The following is a 17,290-nucleotide window of genomic DNA, read 5'->3' on the forward strand; positions in this document are numbered from 1 at the left end:
AACTGGTACGGATCTGCTGGGCGGTGTGGTGCCACGAACGACGTTTCAGCGGCGACTGGCAGAGCAGCAAGCCCGCCTGACGGCGGGCCGGGTAATCGGGAGGCGGTTTTTCTTGTGGTTGTGGTGAAAAGCGACACTGTCGGAACAGGCGAGTCCTGCAACGGAACAAGGCCGATAACAATCATGATCCTCGTGATCGATTGAGCGCTTGGCCCCCGCTGCGCGAACTACAGAGTGGCCCGGGCGGCAACGCCTAGCAAAGGCCGGATATACGAATGCAACCGCACTGACGACAGGGTTGGTAAGGCTTTACTCACTACTTGTGGGGAGAGTCCATATACGCCATGTTAGATTCACCTTGCACCGCGCTTCCCCAAGTTAGAAAGTTTTTTCACCACTCTTCAATCTCGACAATGTCTGGCCCTATGTCATATAGCATTCGTAATGTTTTTGGAGCCTTATTAATGAATGCATACTCCTTTATGGTTATATTGTAGTCCCGCCTATCAAGGTTGTGTATTTGATATGTTGCCTTGAAGTCGCAGTTGCAACCAATAAGCGCTGGCGAAATAGTCTTATAGCCAAGAATAAGCTCGCTCTCATCAACTATTTTGTAAGACCCGAGGAGCCATGTGGTTCCGCAGTTAGGCGTAACCACCACATCAATAGTTAATGAGCCCCTATTCCAACTTGCTTTATCCACGGTGTCAATTGAATGGCTACTTCCATTGCAGCGTGAAAAAGAAAATGAAAGATTATCAGGCTTACTGTGACTGATGTGCTCTCGGACTATTGTAGGGCCGCCAGCAATATCAAATCCAAAGCCGGTAATAGATGCGAATAATGTTCCCCCAAGTATTGCGATCCACTTCCATTTTGGCTTCATGGCTCGATTGCCTTCTAACGTTTAGGTTAAGGGGCGGCCGCGGTACGCGGACGTCCCAGCTCGCGGAGCGAGCGACTTGAACCGCATGTTAGGCTGATTAATCAATGTGCTCTAGATCCGAATCAAGAATGTAGAGCGCATTTTCAACCTCATTGTGACATGCGAGGCCAAGAGACAGAACAGATGTTTCAAATTTTACTAGCACACGACCTCTAGAATTCTTTTCCCCAACCAGCTCTCCATCGCTACCGATGAGCAGCCAATAGTTCTCTTCCGGTTGGGTATCCCTTGGTGCGCTGAGGGAGCCATTAAAGGACTTGAGCTTCACCTTTTGGGTCAAAGTAATCTCCTTGAGGCCTAACGGTTGAGTTGAGCGGCGCACACGCCGCCGCATGAGCTTGGCACTTTATCTCTCACGCGTCCGCTCCAACGATTTGTTAGACGGCTGAACCGCTTCGATGATCTGTGCGGCGAACTTGCTGCTGTGCTCCCTACTTTGTGCCGTGCTTGGGCCCAGCCCCATCGTTTCAGAAGCGAGATATTCAAGACGCGCTGTGACCTCTTCGAGCGTGCAGCCGTTCCGTGCCATCGAGACCAGGTACGGAGCGTAGCTATCGTACTCATCGGCTGGCGCCATGCTGCCGGGCTCTACACCAATCGGATCCCAGCGGCGGAGTATGGCTTCGACGGTGCGAATGTCCGCCACTGCCTCATCATTGAGTGTCTTGTGGTCAGCCGCTGTCATTGATCTGCCGTCTAACGTGCTAGGTAACCGGCCGCCGGGCACGGCGCTTGGGGCGAACGATGAGTGTTGCCGGCGATCCGGTTGACCGCAGGGTTGGGCGGCAGGCTACTCGGAAAAATATTCATAGCGCGAAACCAATTTTCCTTGCGCTGAATAGCCAAAGGCAAACGCATGCAAGAAGAAGTTATACCGAGTCCACTTCACGCATCGCCCGTCGTTTCTCGGAGGACTGGCTTGGTCGCCATTCCACCAGAGATATTCACCGCAAGGTAATACCTCGTCTGGTTCTCCAAGCGCTGCAACTATCTGCGACTCGCTTTGGTCTAGCGTTGCTTGCTGGTATGTAGATGCAGCCCGTGATTCTCGTAGCAAGTACCAGCCCGGCGCAGCCAATGCTGAGAGGAGTACCGCTAGCCCAAGGAGTCGCCCGACGCGATGGATCATGACGCCCAACTATAAATAGACACCATCTGGTGCATAACACCCCAGACGGGATTGGTGGATAACATTCCTTGTCATTTCTGCTTTCCCTGCCTACGCTGCGGGTTCCGCGGTCAGGATGACCGCTTCGGGGAGTTATACACCATGGATGGCAAGCCCAGGCTGCTCGACCAGATGCGTGAGCGGATTCGCGTCAAACACTACTCCATTCGCACCGAGAAGGTCTATTGCGAGTGGGTGAAGCAGTTCATCCGTTTCCACCAGTACCGCCATCCCATGGAGATGGGCGCTCCGGAAGTGGAGGTGTTTCTGACCGATCTGGCCGTGCTGAGTCCGCTGGATCGTCCCTGAGCCCGCTCACCCGCACTTGCTGTGCCCGCAGTTCAGGCAGGTGGCGCAGCCTTCCAGCTTGACCACCGCCTGGGTGTGGCAGTGGCCGCAGAGTTGCGCGCCGGGGGGGAAGCCTTCGCCGGGTTCCAGCGCGGCGGCGCCCTGGCTGGCTTCCCAGGCGGCGCGGCGTTCGGCCAGGTAGCGCTGCTGCGCCGCGTCCGGGGTCTGCTCGCGGAGCATTCCGATGGCGATCAGGTGGCGTTCCAGCACGGCGCCGATCTCGGCGACTATCGACGGCATGTACACGCCGCCCTTCTTCAGGTAGCCGCCGCGCGGGTCGAACACCGCCTTGAGTTCCTCGACCAGGAAGGTGCAGTCGCCGCCCTTGCGCAGTACCGCGGACATGATGCGGGTGAGGGCGACTATCCACTGGAAGTGGTCCATGTTCTTCGAGTTGATGAAGATCTCGAAGGGCCGGCGCTGCTCGAAGGGCGTGCCGGCGTTGAGCAGGATGTCGTTGATGGTCACGTACAGGGCGTGCTCGAACAGCGGCGACTTGATCTTGTAGGTGGTGCCGGTCAGCACTTCCGGGCGCTGCAGGCTTTCGTCGAGCTGCACCGGGGCTCCGGGCGTTTCGGCGGGGCGCTGGCCTGGGGCGACCACCTGGAAGCTCTTGATGCGCTGGTCGATCTTCACGGTCATGGGCGTTCTCCCGGAGTGGGCATCCGCTGCGCACGGTGCATCCTGCGGAGGGGTCAATACTTGCCGTAATAGCCTTCCTTGAGCGCGTCGAACAGGTTGGCGGCGGTGTTCACCTCGCCGTCGTACTCGACCAGCTCGTTGCCGCGCAGCTCCACCACGCTGCCGTCCTCCAGCTCGAAGCGGTACAGGGTGTTCGCGAGGTCCGTCTCGCGCACCAGCACGCCCTGGAAGGCGGCGGGGTTGAAGCGGAAGGTGGTGCAGCCCTTGAGGCCCTGGCGCCAGGCGTAGCGGTAGATGTCCTTGAACGCCTCGAAGGGGTAGTCGCTGGGCACGTTGGCGGTCTTGGAGATCGACGAGTCGACCCACTTCTGCGCCGCGGCCTGCATGTCGACGTGCTGGGTCGGGCCGATGTCGTCGGCGCCGACGAACCACTCCGGCAGGCCGCGGTCCGGGTCGGCCTGTGGATCGACCAGCGCGCGGTAGGCCAGCAGTTCGTAGCTGAGCACCTCGACCTGTTCCTTGGCCTTGCGCCCGGGGCGCACCAGGTTGCGCAGGTAGCGGTGGGCGAAGCTCGGTTCGATGCCGTTGGAGGCGTTGTTGGCCAGGCTCAGGCTGATGGTGCCGGTGGGCGCGATGGAGCTGTGGTGGGTGAATCGCGCGCCGGTTTCGGCCAGCGCGGCGACCAGCTCGGGGGCGACCTCGGCGAGGCGCTGCATGTAGCGCGAGTAGCGCGCGTGCAGCACGCGGCCGGGCAGCCTGTCGCCCAGCCGGTAGCCGTCGCTGGCCAGCTCCGGGCGCTGGCGCAGCATCTGCGCGGTGACCTCGAACTCCTGCGCCAGCAGCGGCGCCGGCCCCTTCTCCCTGGCCAGCTCCAGTCCCGTCTGCCAGCCGACCAGGGCCAGTTCGCGGGCCACCTCCTCGGTGAAGCGGCAGGCCTCGGCGCTGCCGTAGCGCAGGCGCAGCATGGCCAGCGCCGAGCCGAGGCCGAGAAAGCCCATGCCGTGGCGGCGCTTGGCGAGGATCTCGCGGCGCTGCGTCTCCAGCGGCAGGTTGGCGAGTTCCACCACGTCGTCGAGCAGGCGGGTGAAGATCGCCACCACCTGGCGGAAGCGCTCCCAGTCGAAGCGCGCGTCGATGCCGAACGGCGCCTCGACGAAGCGGGTGAGGTTGACCGAGCCGAGCAGGCAGGCGCCGTAGGGGGGCAGCGGTTGCTCGCCGCAGGGATTGCTGGCGCGGATCTCCTCGCACCACCAGTTGTTATTGAGCTGGTTGACCCGGTCGACGAGGATGAAGCCGGGCTCGGCGTAGTCGTAGGTGGCGGCCATCAGCATGTCCCACAGGTGGCGGGCGCGCACCTTGCCGTAGACCCGGCAGGCCACCTTGCCGTCCTCGCGCACCCGGTAGCCCTCGCGCAGCGGCCAGTCGCGCCAGAGCACCTGCTCGGGGTTGGCCAGGTCCAGCCGGTCGATCTCGCGCGGGTGCAGCGGGAATACCAGTGGCCAGTCGGCGTCGTCCTCCACCGCCTGCATGAAGTCGTCGCCGATCAGCAGGCTGAGGTTGAACTGGCGCAGGCGGCCGTCCTCGCGCTTGGCGCGGATGAACTCGCGTACGTCCGGGTGGGCGACGTCGAAGGTGGCCATCTGCGCGCCGCGCCGCCCGCCGGCGGAGCTGACGGTGAAGCACATCCGGTCGAAGATATCCATGAACGACAGCGGCCCGCTGGTGCGCGCGCCGGCGCCGGCGACCAGCGCGCCGCGCGGGCGCAGGGTGGAGAACTCGTAGCCGATGCCGCAGTTGTGGATGACCATCAGGCCGTTCTCGCCTGCCAGATAGTTGTGATGCTGCTCGACGGTGAAGTCATGAAAGGTTTCGCCGATGTCCAGATTGCGGCGGATGCTCTCCACCGGACGCAGGATGCGCGCGAAGTCGATCAGTTCGCGCAGTTGCGGAAATCGCTGGCTCCAGCGATCGAGCCAGATACGGCTGACGATGTCCTTGCGGTGGTAGCCGTGATGGAAACCGAGCGTCTGCCGCTCCCGACAGTCGAGGCGTTCCGCTTCGGCGCTCAGCGCTGCGCCAAGTCGGGCCGGCAGGCGATAGCGATCGTATTGCCCCGACTGGCTGGCCTGCTCGGTGATACGGCTGCGCTTGCTGCTGTCGGCCATGAACTCGGCGACCCTGGCGAGAAAGGCCGAATCGGAGATCTTCAGCAGCGCTCCCCCGCTGTCGCGGATGACATGACCGTTGTGGAGGTGTTCGCGGGGCTTGCGCCGCGAGATGCCTCCCGGCACGCCGAACAGTGCCAGCAGTCCTTGCAGTTGTGCGGCAAAGGCCTGGCTCTGCATGGCGATGGTCACGCTGCCCCGCTCGCGGCTGACCGTTCCGTCCGTGTCGATCAGGCCGGCCAGGAACGGCAGGAAGCTCTGTTCGGGGTGAGACATCACCCATGCCGGTACCCGCAGGGTGGCGCTTTTCGGGCCGACCTGCCCGTCGATCAGGTCAATGGCTCTGCTGGCCGCAAAGCTGGCCACGGTGTAGCTCCAGACCGGCGTGCCGTTCCGCGTGGTCGTGGAGGCTACCTGCGCCTGCGCTCCGCAGAAGGCCTGGAAGAAGGCGGCGTACCGCTCGACGACTTCACGCTCTGCGGCAAGGATCTTGAAAACCAGACGTCTGCCGGCAGCGCAGGCCCTTTCGAGCCATGCCCGGCGGTAGCGGAAGCGTTCCTCGCTGCAACTGCCGTCGCCCAGATGGGCGCCGGCAAACCAGGCCTGCAGCGCATGGCTACGGTCGGCTTCCCAGGCGAAGCGGTGGTGGACCAGGGCGTCGTGCGCATCGATCTCGTCCGCCCGCACGTAGATCAGCCGGTCATGGCGGTAGACCAGCACCGGATGGTGGATCGAGGTCTTCAGGCTGGCTCCGTTCGAGACGATCTCGATGTTCTCCGAACGGGGCACCCGGAGGGTCAGATGTCGCTCGATGGCGCGCATTTCGAAACGGCCGGCATTGCGATCAAAGCAGAGCATGCGCGCATGGCGCTCATCGGCCGCGCGCCGGGCCGACACCACGCCATGCTCGGTGACGACCCAGGTGTCCGGAGAGACGCAGCCGGCCTTGAGGGTCAGGCCGGCCTCGTGCAGCTTGCCGAGGATGTCGTCCATGGAGTCATGGATGCTGCCGGACACCGTGCAGTTGACGGTCGAGGTGGCCGGCCGCTGCTGCTGCGCGCCGGCGTTGGCGACGATGCGCCCGGCAGGGATGGCGCCATTCTGCAGCGCCCAGAGGAACTGCGCGTACCAGTGCTCGCGCTGCTCGGGCGCCTCCACCTCGGCGACGGCGCGGGCCACCCGCCGCCAGGTGGCGTCGAGGTCGGCGTCCACCGGCGTGTCGTCGGCTTCGACAAGGCGGTACTTCTGCGCCCAGATGTCCAGGGCTGCGGCCTGCAGGGGGATGGCGGTCGCGCGTGGCGGCGTTGTGCCTGCGTGCCTGGCCATGGCGCCGAACCTCCGGTCGAAGCAAGGATGCTTTCACCTTAGCTGCAGGCCCGCAGCTGCGCCCGGACGTCGGTCGCGCGGTCGTCGCCGGGCAGGCAGCGCCGGGCGTGCTAGCGTTCTTCCAGTCAGCCCTCCGCACAGGTGATCCGCCGTGGACGAGTCGAACATGATCAGCGCCGGTACCGAAAAGGCCGGCCAGCTCTGGCAACTGGTCGCCGACTACGGCGCCGCCTTCGCGGTGAAGATCCTCGCCGCCATCGCCTTCTGGGTGGTCGGCCGCTGGCTGATCGGCGTCGCCGTCGGCCTGGTGCAGCGCACCCTGGGCGCCCAGCGGGTCGATCCGACCGTGCTGCGCTACCTCGGCTCGTTCATCACCGTCACCCTCAACATCCTGCTGGTGATCGGCATCCTCGGCTACTTCGGCGTGCAGACCACCACCTTCGCCGCGCTGATCGCCGCGGTCGGCCTGGCCATCGGCATGGCCTGGTCGGGGCTGCTGGCCAACCTCGCCGCCGGCGGCTTCATCATCGTCCTGCGCCCGTTCAAGGTCGGCGACTTCGTCAGCGCCGGCGGGGTGACCGGCACGGTCACCGAGATCGGCCTGTTCGCCACGGCGATCACCACCCCGGACAACGTGCTGACCCTGGTGGGCAACAACAAGATCTTCGGCGACAACATCCAGAATTTCACCGCCAATCCGTTCCGCCGCGTCGAGCTCAAGGCCCAGCTGGCCGGTGCCGCCGACTGGCACGCCGCGGCGGCACTGCTCAAGCAGCGCATCGCCGCCATCGACAACGTGCTGGCCACGCCTGCGGTGGACGTGGAGATCCTCGAGTTCAACCTGGTCGGCCCGGTGCTGGCGGTGCGCCCGTACTGCCACAACGACCACTACTGGCAGGTCTACTTCGACACCAACCGCGTCATCAAGGACGCCCTCGGCGAGGCCGGCTTCCCGGCGCCGATGCCGGCGCAGACGATCCTCGTGCAGCAGTCCGGCGGCCCGCTTTGACAGGGGAGCGGGGCGAACCTACGCTGCTGTGGCATCGACTCGAGGCATGAGTGGTCCGGTCTGGCGCGTGCGCGACCAGGCCGGTGCAGGGGGCGAGACGGTGTGGCTGGGCGGTTCCCGCGCTCGCTGCGGGACGCCCGTTCGCGCAATCCCTGGACGGTGCGTGCCCGCTGCGGCATGGCCCGCCCGACCCGCGACGAGGAGCACCCGATGAAACCCCTTCTGCTTGCCTTGCTGGCCGCGCTGCCCGCCACGGCGGCCCAGGCCGCCGACCCCGAGGTTCCCTATCCCGCCGGATACCGCTACTGGCAGCACGTCAAGAGCATGGTGATCGAGCAGGGGCACCCGTTGTACGAGTCCTTCGGCGGCATCCACCACATCTATGCCAATGCCGCCGCCCTGGAGGGCTACAAGGCCGGGAAGTTTCCGGACGGCGCGGTCATCGTGTTCGATCTGCTGGAGGCCAGGCGTGCCGACAGCGCGGTCACCGAAGGATCGCGCAAGGTGGTCGGGGTGATGCACAAGGATGCCGGCAAGTACGCCGCCACCGGCGGCTGGGGCTTCGAGGGCTTCGCTGCCGGCGACCCGGCCCGGCGCGCGGTGGGCGCCAATGCGGCGAGCGCCTGCTACTCCTGCCACGCTCCCGAGAAGGCCCACGACTACGTGTTCAGCCGGCTGCGCGACTGACCTCCCGCATCCTGGCGTTGCGCCGCGGCCTCTCGCCGACGAGGGGCCGTGGCGCTCGCTGTGCCCGCCACGAAGACCTGCCGTCCCCCTTGCAATGCCCGTCTGCTCTACCTAGAGTTCACCCGCACCCGAGAGGCCTCCACGGCCGTCTGGCACGGAGGCTCCAGCAGGTTATGGAGCAACCATGATCGAGATCGAAAAACTCACCAAACGCTTTGCGCAGCACACGGCGGTGGACGAGCTGTCCTTCCGCGTCCAGCCCGGCGAAGTGCTGGGTTTCCTCGGCCCCAACGGGGCCGGCAAGTCGACCACCATGAAGATGCTCACCGGCTTCCTCGCGCCGACGTCGGGCACCGCGCGCATCTTCGGCTTCGACATCCGCAGGCAGACCCTCAAGGCCCAGCAGCAGATCGGCTACCTGCCCGAGGGCGCGCCCTGCTACGGCGACATGAAGGTGCGCGGTTTCCTCGAGTTCATCGCCGAGGTGCGCGGTTTCCGCGGCGCCGAGAAGAGGGCGCTGGTGGCGAAGGCGGTGGCGCAGGTCGAGCTGGACAAGGTCCTCGACCAGTCCATCGAGACCCTGTCCAAGGGCTTCAAGCGCCGCGTCGGCCTGGCCCAGGCGATCCTCCACGATCCGCGCGCGCTGATCCTCGACGAGCCCACCGACGGCCTCGACCCCAACCAGAAGCATCAGGTGCGCCAGCTGATCCAGAATCTGGCGACCGACAAGATCATCATCATTTCCACGCACATCCTCGAGGAAGTCACCGCGGTCTGTTCCCGCGCGGTGGTGATCGCCGGCGGCCGGCTGCTGGCCGACGGCACGCCCTTCGAGCTGGAGAGCCGTTCGCGCTACCACCAGGCGGTGACCCTGGTCGGCGAGGCGCCGCTGGACGAGGCGGCGCTGGCGGCGCTGCCGGGCGTGGCCGGAGTGGAGCGCAACGCCCGCGAGCACAGCCTGACCGTGCTGGCGCAGCCCGGCCAGGTGATCTTCCCGCAGGTCAGTGCGCTGGTGGCGGTGCGCGGCTGGAACATCAAGGAAATGGACGTGGAGCGCGGCCGCCTCGACGAGGTGTTCCGCACCCTGACCCGAGGAGAGGCGGCATGAGGCAGTTGCCGGTAGTCTTCAGGCGCGAGCTGGCGAGCTATTTCGCCACGCCGCTGGCCTACGTGTTCATCGTGATCTTCCTGGTGCTGTCCGGGGTGTTCACCTTCTATCTGGGCAGCTTCTTCGAGCGCGGCCAGGCCGATCTCGCGCCGTTCTTCGAATTCCATCCATGGCTCTATCTGTTCCTGGTGCCGGCGCTGGCCATGCGCCTGTGGGCGGAGGAGCGCAAGAGCGGCACCATCGAGCTGTTGATGACCCTGCCGATCACCCGCGCCGAAGCGGTGGGCGGCAAGTTCCTCGCCGCCTGGGCGTTCGCCGGCATCGCCCTGCTGCTGACCTTCCCGATGGTCGTCACGGTCAACTACCTGGGCGAGCCGGACAACGGCGCCATCCTCACCGGCTACATCGGCAGCTGGCTGCTGGCCGGCGGCTACCTGGCGATCGGCTCGTGCCTGTCGGCGCTGGCCAAGAACCAGGTGATCGCCTTCATCCTCACCGTCTGCGTGTGCTTCCTGTTCATCGTCAGCGGTTTCCCGCTGGTGCTCGACGCCTTCAGCGGCTGGGCGCCGCAGGCGCTGGTGGATGCGGTGGCCTCGCTGAGCTTCCTGACCCGCTTCGATGCGATCAGCAAGGGTGTGCTCGACGCGCGCGACCTGCTGTACTTCGCCAGCCTGATCCTGGCCTGGCTGGCCGCCACCGCGGTGGTCATCGATCTGAAGAAAGCCGACTGAGGAGCGCGCGATGAAACGCATCATCCATTCCGGCAGCGGGCTGCTGCTGATCGCCCTGGCGTTCCTGGCCTTCAACATGGTCGCCGGCCTGGGGCTGCCCAACGCCCGTCTCGACCTCACCGAGCAGAAGCTCTACACCATCAGCGAGGGCACCGAACGCATCCTCGCCGGGCTGGACGAGCCGGTGAACCTGTACTTGTTCTACTCCGACAACGTCAGCCGCGACCTCGTGCCGGTGCGCAACTACGCGCGGCGCGTCACGGAGATGCTGCGCGCCTACGAGCGCGCCGCCGGCGGCAGGATCCGCCTCGAGGTGATCGACCCCGAGCCGTTCTCCGAGGACGAGGACCGCGCCGCCGAGTTCGGCCTGCACGCAGTGCCGCTGCAGCAGGGCGGCGACAAGCTGTACTTCGGCCTGGCCGGCACCAACGCGCTGGACGACGTGCAGACCATCCCGTTCTTCCCGCTCGACCAGGAGGAGTTCCTCGAGTACGAGATCAGCCGCCTGGTACAGAGCCTAGCCAAGCCTCAGCGGCCGGTGGTCGGTGTGCTCTCCGGGCTGCAGATGGACGGCGGCTTCAATCCGCTGACCGGTCAGGCCGGCACGCCCTGGATGATCATGGAACAGATCCGCCAGCAGTTCGCCCTCAAGAGCCTGCAGGCCGGCATCGACCGCATCCCCGACGAGGTGTCGGTGCTGCTGCTGGTGCATCCCAGGCAGCTGCCGCAGCCGACCCTGTATGCCATCGACCAGTTCGTGCTGCGCGGCGGCAAGCTGCTGGCCTTCGTCGACCCGTTCAGTGAGGCCGACAGCGGCGGGATGACGGGGCAGGGCAATGCCTCCGACCTCGAACCGCTGTTCAAGGCCTGGGGGCTGCGTCTGCGTCCGGGCGAGATGCTGGTCGACGGCAGCTATGCGATGGCCGTGGGCATGGGCGCGGAACAGCGGCCGGTGCGCCATCCGGCCTGGCTGAGCCTGCCCAGGGCGGCGCTCGACCGCGAGGACGTGACCACCGCCGCGCTGGAGAACCTGACCGTGGCCAGCACCGGCATCCTCGAACCGGTCGAGGGAGCGAAGACCCGTTTCACTCCGCTGCTGCACAGTTCCGAGTACGCCATGCCGATGGACGCCCAGCGCCTGGCCATGCTGCGCGACCCGCAGGAGCTGCTGCGCGACCTTGAGCCGACCGGCGAGCGCTACGCCCTGGCCGCGCGCATCAGCGGTCCGGCGCAGTCGGCTTTCCCCGACGGCATCGAGGGGCAGAAGGATGGCCTGAAGGGCGCCGAGAACATCAACCTGATCGTGGTCGCCGACACCGACCTGCTCGCCGACCGCATGTGGGTGGAGGTGCAGGACTTCTTCGGCCAGCGCATCCCGCAGCCGTTCGCCGACAACGCCGGCTTCGCCATCAACGCGCTGGACAACCTGGCCGGCAGCGATGCGCTGATCAGCGTGCGTTCGCGCGGACGCTTCAGCCGGCCGTTCGTGGTGGTGGAGAACCTGCAGCGCCAGGCCGAGGCGCGCTTCCGCGAGCAGGAGGAGATCCTCAACCAGCGCCTGGCGCAGACCGAGCAGCGTCTGGCCGAGCTGCAGCAGGGCGACAATCCCGAGCAGGTGCTGGAGCTGACCCCCGAGCAGCAGGCGACGGTGCAGCAGTTCCTCCAGGAGAAGCTGGCGATCCGCAAGGAGCTGCGCGAGGTGCGCTACCGCCTCAACGCCGACATCGAGGCGCTGGGCCGCAGCCTGAAGTTCGTCAACATCGGTCTGGTGCCGCTGCTGCTCACCGTCGCGGTGATCGGCCTGTGGCTGCTGCGCCGCCGGCGCACGGCCTGAGCCCGCTCGTGCAGGTGGGTTGGCCGCATGGTGGCGCAACCCGCCAACGATGCCGCAAGGCATCGCCCTAGCCGGCCTTGCGGCCAGAGGGTGGGTTACGGCCTACGGCCTGGCCCACCCTGCGCTGGCCTCGAGCGCCCGGCATGTCCAAGGAGGTACTCATGCAACGCAAGTCGCTATGGATTCTGCTGCTGGCCGTGCTGGGGCTGGGCGGGCTGTTCGCCTGGCTGCAGCGCGGCGCCGAGGCGCCGCGCCAGGCCGAGCGGCAGCTGCTGCTGCCGGCGCTGGCCGGGCATGCGGAGCGGGTGCAGGCGCTGGAGATCCGCCACGGCGAGTTGCCGGAGATCCGCATCGAACGCCGCGACGGCGGCTGGGTGGTGCCGGCCAAGGCCGGTTTCCCGGCGGCGGCCGGCGAGGTCAATCGCCTGCTGCGTGCGCTGGGCGAGGCGCGCAAGGTCGAGGCCAAGACCCGCAACCCGGACAACCATGCCCGCCTGGGCCTGGCCGAGCGCGGCGAGGGAGCGGCCACCCGGCTGACCCTCGAGGGTGTCGGCCAGGCGCCGCTGGCGCTGCTGATCGGCCAGACCTCGCGCCAGGGCGGCCAACTGGTGCGGCTGCCGGGCGACGACCAGGTGTGGCTGGTCGACCAGCCGCTGCAGCTGGTGGACAACGAGCTGGCCTGGCTGGACCGGCGCATCAGCGCCATTCCCTTCGCCGAGGTTCGCGAGGTGACGGTGCGCCACGCCGACGGCGAACAGCTCGACGTCTGGCGCGAGTCGCCCGAGCAGTTCAACCTCGCCCTGCGCCAGCTGCCACCCGGCAGGAAGCTGGCCTACGAGGCAGCGGCCAACGGCATGGCCACGTTGTTCGCCAGCCTGGATTTCGCCGACGCCGCGCCGCTGGCGCAGGTCGGTTTCAAGGGCGCCCCCGAACTGACCTTCCGCCTGAGCACCTTCGCCGGCGGCGAACTGCAGGGCTCCTTCCACCTGCAGGGCGGGCAGCACTGGCTGGTGCTCGGCGCCGGCAAGGGGCTCGACGGCCAACTGATCGCTGGCCGGGAGTGGGCCTACCGTCTCGAGGAGCAGCAGTACCGCACGCTGGCCAAGCGGGTGAAGGACCTGCTGGCCCCCGGCGGCTGAGCGGGCGAATACCGCCCCGATCCTTGCGTTGGGTCAAGCCCGGGGGGCTTTTCAGTACACGCTCTTTGTTTATACTCGGGACAGCGGTCGTCAAGAACGCCATTCGTAATACCCGCTCCAGACGCCGTGTGGCGGCGGAGGTCGGATATAACAAGAAGAACGTTTTCAACGTACCGTCCCGAGCTGCTCCCGTGGTGGAGCAATGAAAATTTGCGAGTCTGGAGAGAGTTGTAATGGCGAATCGTGAGATTGGAACCGTCAAGTGGTTCAACGATGCCAAGGGCTATGGATTCATTCAGCGCGAGAGCGGCCCTGACGTGTTCGTGCACTATCGTGCGATCCGTGGCGAAGGCCACCGTTCGCTGATCGAGGGGCAGCGCGTCGAGTTCGCCGTCGCCCAGGGCCAGAAGGGCCTGCAGGCGGAAGACGTCACCAAGCTCTGAGACTCGAGCTGTGCAAGAAGCCCGTCCTCGCGACGGGCTTTTTGTTGTCCGCCGTTTGCCCGGCTCAGGCGAGGACGGGCAGGGCGCCCAGGCAGCCGATGTCCTCGCGCGCCGTCTCCACCAGCAGGCACAGCGCCCGGTCCTGCTCGGCCCAGTGCTGGCAGGCGTCGGCCAGCAGTTCGAGGAAGGTTTCCAGCGCCGCCTCGTCCACGTCGCTGCCCGCGACGATCGGCAGGCGCACGGCGAGCAGCCGGTCGGCCGGCCAGTCCAGCTCGGTCAGGCAGTCCCAGGCGGCGTCCCAGTTCTGTCCGTAGTAGTCGGGGAAGTCCAGCGCCTGGCCGAGGGCGGCCAGCAGGCCCTCGCGGTCGATGCTCTGCGGCGCCAGGGGCCGCCAGAGAGTCTCCGGCGTTTCCCCGGGCCAGCCCGGCATGCAGCGGTAGATCCCGCAGCGACTGCGGTCGGCCAGGGCCTGCTCGGCGAACTGCTGCGGGGTCATGGTCGGGGCTCCAGCACGCGGAAGCTCTTGTAGTGATCTTCGGTGTAGTAGTAGATCACCGGCGGGTTTCCGCCGGTGACGATGCGCCGCGGGCCGCGATGGGACAACCCCGGCGTGCGCACCGTGTACTCGCGGTAGTAGCCGCGCGGCTGTGCCGGCAGCTGGCGCTCGCGGTTCTGGAACACGGTGCCGTCCTGGCTGTGCGGGTAGGGCCCGCCCTGGCGGATCAGGGCGAGGGTCTTGTCGATCTCGCGCTGGATCGGCGCCTCGACCTGCAGCGTGCTGCCGTTGCCGGCGGGCGTCGGGCTGAACAGCTTGTGCAGCGGCCCCTGGGTGAGCAGCCAGCCGACGAACAGCAGCACCAGCAGCGCGGCGCCGCTCAGCAGCTTGAGCGGGTTGCCCTGCGCCGGCCTGCCGGCAGGGCGCGGGCCGCGCTGGCGCGGTGCGGGCTGCGCCTGCGGCGCCACGCCCTCGAGGCTGACCCAGGCGGCCTTGAGCCGGCCGGCCTTGTCGCGGGTGGTGTCGAACGCCGCCCGGTCGCCCCTCTGCGGCCGCCGCGCGGCGTTGCGCACGGCGGAGATGTGGAAGAACACTTCAGCCGAGCCGTCGTCTGGCTGGATGAAGCCGAAACCGCGGTCGTCGTTCCAGGTGACGATCTTGCCTTGCATTGCCTGTCTCTTGAATGGTGGTGGGGAGGCCGGGGATCAGTCGGTGCGCCAGGTGATCTCGCTGACGCCTTCGGCGGTGACCTTCAGCCAGCGGTCGGCATCTTCCTCGCCCTGTTCCTCGCTCCAGCTGCCGGGGGCGCAGCGCACCTGGACGCCGAGCGCGGCGCAGGCCGCCTTGGCGCAGGCCAGGTCGTCCTCCCAGGGGGTGCGATCGCTGTCCAGCAGCAGGCTGCTCCAGCGGCCCACCGCCTTTGGCAGCCAGGTGACGGAGATGTCGCCGGCGCGGCACTTGCTGGTCTGGCCGCGGGTCTGCCATTCGCTGCACGGGCCGATGGCCTGTTCCAGCCAGGCGGTCACCGCCGGCAGTTCGGCGTCCTTGAGGTAGATCTCGATATCCGGTTGGCGCATGTCGGGCTTCCTGATACGGCGATGGGGGGGGCGTGGTCGGCGGGCGACCGCAGGGTGCAAAGCGTGGCCGGTTACTGGCGCTCGATCCAGTCGTAGCGCACCGAGACGGTGACCGTGAAGGGCTCGGCGAGGATGCGCTCGCGGCGCTCGGCGTTGACCCGCCAGCCGTGCGGGGTCATCGCCAGCAGGTCGCTGCGCGCGTCGAAGCTGTCCAGGTCCAGGCGGAACTCCAGGGTCTGGGTGTCAGCCAGCTTCAGGGTTTCCGGCAGGTCGGCCAGGTGCTTGTCGTCGACGTAGTCGCGCACCTCGTCGTAGAGCTTCTGGCGCAGCTCAAAGAGGTGCATGCGCGCCGGGCCCAGGCGCAGGATGCCGCCGCCGGGGCGCAGCAGGCGCGCCGCCTCGTGCCAGTCGATCGGGCTGAACACGCTGGCCAGCAGGCCGCAGGAGGCCGTGGCCAGCGGCACGCGGGCCATGCTGGCGACCATCCAGGTCAGCTGCGGCGCGCGCTTGCAGGCGCGCTTGACCGCCTCGCGGGAGATGTCCAGGGCGTAGCCGTCCGCCTGCGGCAGGGCCTCGGCCAGCTGCGCAGTGTAGTAGCCCTCGCCGCAGCCGATGTCGATCCAGCGCGCCGGCGCGCGTGCGCTGGCCAGCTCGGCCAGGCGCGCGGCCAGCGGCGCGTAGTGGCCGGCGCCGAGGAAGCGCCGGCGCGCCTCGACCATGGCGGCGTTGTCGCCCGGGTCGAGGCTCTTCTTGTGCTGCACCGGCAGCAGGTTCAGGTAGCCCTGGCGGGCGCGGTCGAAGCGGTGGCCTTGGCTGCACTGCACGCCGTTGTCGTGGCTGTGCAGCGCGCCGCTGCAGATCGGGCAGATCAGCATGGTCAGGCCGCCAGCAGACGCACCAGCGTCTGGTAGTAGATCTCGGTGAGCAGGTCCAGGTCGCTGGCCAGCACCCGCTCGTTGACCTGGTGGATGGTGGCGTTGACCGGGCCGAGTTCGACCACCTGGGTGCCGAGGGTGGCGATGAAGCGGCCGTCCGAGGTGCCGCCGGTGGTCGAGGCGGTGGTGTCGCGGCCGGTGACCGCCTTGATGCTGGCCGACACCGCATCGAGCAGGGCGCCCGGCTCGGTGAGGAACGGCAGGCCGGACAGCGACCAGTCGATCTGCCACTGCAGGCCGTGCTTGTCGAGGATCGCCGCGACGCGCTTCTGCAGGCCGTCCACCGTGGACTCGGTGGAGAAGCGGAAGTTGAACAGGCAGGTCAGCTCGCCGGGGATGACGTTGGTGGTGCCGGTGCCGGAGTGGATGTTGGAGATCTGGAAGCTGGTCGGCGGGAAGAAGGCGTTGCCGGCGTCCCAGTGCTCGGCGGCCAGTTCGGCCAGCGCCGGGGCGACCAGGTGGATGGGGTTCTGCGCCAGGTGCGGGTAGGCGACGTGGCCCTGCACGCCCTGGATGCGCAGCTTGCCGTTGAGCGAGCCGCGGCGGCCGTTCTTGACGATGTCGCCGACCTGCGAGGTGCTCGACGGCTCGCCGACGATGCACCAGTCGAGGCGCTCGCGGCGCGCGGCCAGGCGCTCGACCACCGCCTGGGTGCCGTGCTGCGCCGGGCCTTCCTCGTCGCTGGTGATCAGGAAGGCGATGGCGCCCTTGTGCTGCGGGTGGTCGGCGACGAAGCGCTCGACGGCGACGATCATCGCCGCCAGGCTGCCCTTCATGTCGGCGGCGCCGCGGCCGCAGAGCATGCCGGCTTCATCGACGAAGGCGGCGAACGGTGCATGCTGCCAGGCTTCCAGCGGACCGGTCGGCACCACGTCGGTGTGGCCGGCGAAGCACAGCACCGGACCCTCGCCGCCGCGGCGGGCCCAGAAGTTGTCCACCTCCTCGATGCGCATCGGCTCCACGGCGAAGCCGCAGGCGGCCAGGCGCGCCATCATCAGCTGCTGGCAGCCTTCGTCCAGCGGGGTGACGGAGGCGCGGCGAATCAGCTCGCAGGCCAGTTCGAGGGTGGGGGAGAGGGTGGTCATGCAGGCTCCGGAGCGGGGGCGGATCGAAGGTGGCTATCTTAAAGGAAAACGGCGCCATTTCTGAGCGCCGTTGTCGGGGAAGGCTGGGGGCCGGTTGCAGGGGCGAATCCATTGGTCCGGAGGCCGCGCAGGGGCGAATGCATCCGCCCCTG

General features: G+C 67.1%; 18 protein-coding genes and 1 pseudogene. 9 read left to right on the top strand and 10 right to left on the bottom strand.

Translation table 11 applies throughout. From position 1 onward, the window contains the following. Window positions 1-204: hypothetical protein (locus tag RA210_RS21760; RefSeq protein WP_236574676.1), on the top strand; the 204-nt coding region annotated here is incomplete at its 5' end. 187 nt (window positions 205-391) lie between these two features. On the opposite strand, the gene RA210_RS08140 is transcribed toward RA210_RS21760, so the two are convergent. From RA210_RS08140 to RA210_RS08150, 3 genes are all read right to left on the bottom strand, one after another. Continuing rightward, the gene (locus RA210_RS08140; RefSeq protein ID WP_201486041.1) at window positions 392-886 is read right to left on the bottom strand and encodes a hypothetical protein; all 495 of its coding nucleotides are present in this window, start codon (window positions 884-886) and stop codon (window positions 392-394) included. A gap of 97 nt (window positions 887-983) precedes the next feature. After that, window positions 984-1,226 (bottom strand): hypothetical protein, encoded by a 243-nt coding sequence (locus RA210_RS08145; RefSeq protein WP_201486042.1) that lies wholly within the window; start codon window positions 1,224-1,226, stop codon window positions 984-986. A gap of 66 nt (window positions 1,227-1,292) precedes the next feature. Further along, a complete protein-coding gene (locus RA210_RS08150) occupies window positions 1,293-1,631 on the bottom strand; it encodes a hypothetical protein (protein ID WP_201486043.1) in 339 nt (112 codons plus the stop codon). Between the two features lie 585 nt (window positions 1,632-2,216). Between RA210_RS08150 and RA210_RS08155 the strand changes: the two are divergent. Next, window positions 2,217-2,396, top strand: a pseudogene (locus RA210_RS08155) (phage integrase N-terminal SAM-like domain-containing protein); the annotation flags it as partial. A 33-nt stretch (window positions 2,397-2,429) separates the two neighbouring features. Here the strand turns inward: RA210_RS08155 and RA210_RS08160 are convergent. Next, window positions 2,430-3,104 carry a TSCPD domain-containing protein gene (locus RA210_RS08160; RefSeq protein WP_201486044.1) on the bottom strand — a complete coding sequence of 225 codons (675 nt, stop codon included), beginning with the start codon at window positions 3,102-3,104 and terminating at the stop codon, window positions 2,430-2,432. A 53-nt stretch (window positions 3,105-3,157) separates the two neighbouring features. Continuing rightward, window positions 3,158-6,595 carry an adenosylcobalamin-dependent ribonucleoside-diphosphate reductase gene (locus tag RA210_RS21765; RefSeq protein WP_236574678.1) on the bottom strand — a complete coding sequence of 1,146 codons (3,438 nt, stop codon included), beginning with the start codon at window positions 6,593-6,595 and terminating at the stop codon, window positions 3,158-3,160. Between the two features lie 166 nt (window positions 6,596-6,761). On the opposite strand from RA210_RS21765, the gene RA210_RS08180 reads away from it, so the two are divergent. The 7 genes from RA210_RS08180 (at window position 6,762) to RA210_RS08210 (ending at window position 13,546) form a co-directional block, all read left to right on the top strand. Further along, complete coding sequence (locus tag RA210_RS08180; RefSeq protein ID WP_442963394.1) at window positions 6,762-7,604, top strand: mechanosensitive ion channel family protein; 843 nt, start codon at window positions 6,762-6,764, stop codon at window positions 7,602-7,604. Window positions 7,605-7,814: 210 nt separating this feature from the next. After that, entirely contained in the window at window positions 7,815-8,291 is a 477-nt protein-coding gene (locus RA210_RS08185; protein WP_201486046.1) for a cytochrome P460 family protein, read from the top strand. A 184-nt stretch (window positions 8,292-8,475) separates the two neighbouring features. After that, complete coding sequence (locus tag RA210_RS08190) at window positions 8,476-9,399, top strand: ABC transporter ATP-binding protein (RefSeq protein WP_201486047.1); 924 nt, start codon at window positions 8,476-8,478, stop codon at window positions 9,397-9,399. Continuing rightward, window positions 9,396-10,130: an ABC transporter permease subunit gene (locus tag RA210_RS08195; RefSeq protein ID WP_201486048.1), complete on the top strand. Its 735-nt coding sequence runs from the start codon at window positions 9,396-9,398 to the stop codon at window positions 10,128-10,130. The genes RA210_RS08190 and RA210_RS08195 overlap by 4 nt, the downstream gene beginning before the upstream one ends. A 10-nt stretch (window positions 10,131-10,140) precedes the next feature. Continuing rightward, window positions 10,141-11,964, top strand: coding sequence for a GldG family protein (locus RA210_RS08200; RefSeq protein ID WP_201486049.1), 1,824 nt, complete (start codon window positions 10,141-10,143; stop codon window positions 11,962-11,964). 161 nt (window positions 11,965-12,125) lie between these two features. After that, window positions 12,126-13,103: a DUF4340 domain-containing protein gene (locus RA210_RS08205; RefSeq protein ID WP_201486050.1), complete on the top strand. Its 978-nt coding sequence runs from the start codon at window positions 12,126-12,128 to the stop codon at window positions 13,101-13,103. Between the two features lie 233 nt (window positions 13,104-13,336). Continuing rightward, window positions 13,337-13,546, top strand: coding sequence for a cold-shock protein (locus RA210_RS08210; protein ID WP_136489074.1), 210 nt, complete (start codon window positions 13,337-13,339; stop codon window positions 13,544-13,546). A 64-nt stretch (window positions 13,547-13,610) separates the two neighbouring features. On the opposite strand, the gene RA210_RS08215 is transcribed toward RA210_RS08210, so the two are convergent. From RA210_RS08215 to dapE, 5 genes are all read right to left on the bottom strand, one after another. Beyond that, on the bottom strand, window positions 13,611-14,042 hold the full coding sequence (locus RA210_RS08215; RefSeq protein WP_201486051.1) for a barstar family protein: 432 nt from the start codon (window positions 14,040-14,042) through the stop codon (window positions 13,611-13,613). After that, a complete protein-coding gene (locus RA210_RS08220) occupies window positions 14,039-14,710 on the bottom strand; it encodes a ribonuclease domain-containing protein (RefSeq protein WP_236574679.1) in 672 nt (223 codons plus the stop codon). Before RA210_RS08220 ends, RA210_RS08215 begins: the two co-directional genes overlap by 4 nt. A gap of 36 nt (window positions 14,711-14,746) precedes the next feature. Further along, window positions 14,747-15,118, bottom strand: coding sequence for a hypothetical protein (locus tag RA210_RS08225; protein ID WP_201486052.1), 372 nt, complete (start codon window positions 15,116-15,118; stop codon window positions 14,747-14,749). 71 nt (window positions 15,119-15,189) lie between these two features. Beyond that, window positions 15,190-15,993 (bottom strand): putative RNA methyltransferase, encoded by an 804-nt coding sequence (locus RA210_RS08230; RefSeq protein ID WP_201486053.1) that lies wholly within the window; start codon window positions 15,991-15,993, stop codon window positions 15,190-15,192. Between the two features lie 2 nt (window positions 15,994-15,995). Further along, window positions 15,996-17,138: a succinyl-diaminopimelate desuccinylase gene (gene dapE, locus RA210_RS08235; protein WP_201486054.1), complete on the bottom strand. Its 1,143-nt coding sequence runs from the start codon at window positions 17,136-17,138 to the stop codon at window positions 15,996-15,998. Window positions 17,139-17,290 lie beyond the last annotated feature (152 nt).

This window comes from Pseudomonas sp. OF001, assembly GCF_904426495.1.
Lineage (GTDB): Bacteria > Pseudomonadota > Gammaproteobacteria > Pseudomonadales > Pseudomonadaceae > Geopseudomonas.

What these genes read in the sequence shown, in the direction of transcription:
- RA210_RS08140 (WP_201486041.1), bottom strand. Translation starts at nt 886, where the DNA reads ATGAAGCCAAAATGGAAGTGGATCGCAATACTTGGGGGAACATTATTC.
- RA210_RS08150 (WP_201486043.1), bottom strand. Translation starts at nt 1,631, where the DNA reads ATGACAGCGGCTGACCACAAGACACTCAATGATGAGGCAGTGGCGGAC.
- RA210_RS08160 (WP_201486044.1), bottom strand. Translation starts at nt 3,104, where the DNA reads ATGACCGTGAAGATCGACCAGCGCATCAAGAGCTTCCAGGTGGTCGCC.
- RA210_RS21765 (WP_236574678.1), bottom strand. Translation starts at nt 6,595, where the DNA reads ATGGCCAGGCACGCAGGCACAACGCCGCCACGCGCGACCGCCATCCCC.
- RA210_RS08180 (WP_442963394.1), top strand. Translation starts at nt 6,762, where the DNA reads ATGATCAGCGCCGGTACCGAAAAGGCCGGCCAGCTCTGGCAACTGGTC.
- RA210_RS08185 (WP_201486046.1), top strand. Translation starts at nt 7,815, where the DNA reads ATGAAACCCCTTCTGCTTGCCTTGCTGGCCGCGCTGCCCGCCACGGCG.
- RA210_RS08190 (WP_201486047.1), top strand. Translation starts at nt 8,476, where the DNA reads ATGATCGAGATCGAAAAACTCACCAAACGCTTTGCGCAGCACACGGCG.
- RA210_RS08195 (WP_201486048.1), top strand. Translation starts at nt 9,396, where the DNA reads ATGAGGCAGTTGCCGGTAGTCTTCAGGCGCGAGCTGGCGAGCTATTTC.
- RA210_RS08200 (WP_201486049.1), top strand. Translation starts at nt 10,141, where the DNA reads ATGAAACGCATCATCCATTCCGGCAGCGGGCTGCTGCTGATCGCCCTG.
- RA210_RS08205 (WP_201486050.1), top strand. Translation starts at nt 12,126, where the DNA reads ATGCAACGCAAGTCGCTATGGATTCTGCTGCTGGCCGTGCTGGGGCTG.
- RA210_RS08210 (WP_136489074.1), top strand. Translation starts at nt 13,337, where the DNA reads ATGGCGAATCGTGAGATTGGAACCGTCAAGTGGTTCAACGATGCCAAG.
- RA210_RS08215 (WP_201486051.1), bottom strand. Translation starts at nt 14,042, where the DNA reads ATGACCCCGCAGCAGTTCGCCGAGCAGGCCCTGGCCGACCGCAGTCGC.
- RA210_RS08220 (WP_236574679.1), bottom strand. Translation starts at nt 14,710, where the DNA reads ATGCAAGGCAAGATCGTCACCTGGAACGACGACCGCGGTTTCGGCTTC.
- RA210_RS08225 (WP_201486052.1), bottom strand. Translation starts at nt 15,118, where the DNA reads ATGCGCCAACCGGATATCGAGATCTACCTCAAGGACGCCGAACTGCCG.
- RA210_RS08230 (WP_201486053.1), bottom strand. Translation starts at nt 15,993, where the DNA reads ATGCTGATCTGCCCGATCTGCAGCGGCGCGCTGCACAGCCACGACAAC.
- dapE (WP_201486054.1), bottom strand. Translation starts at nt 17,138, where the DNA reads ATGACCACCCTCTCCCCCACCCTCGAACTGGCCTGCGAGCTGATTCGC.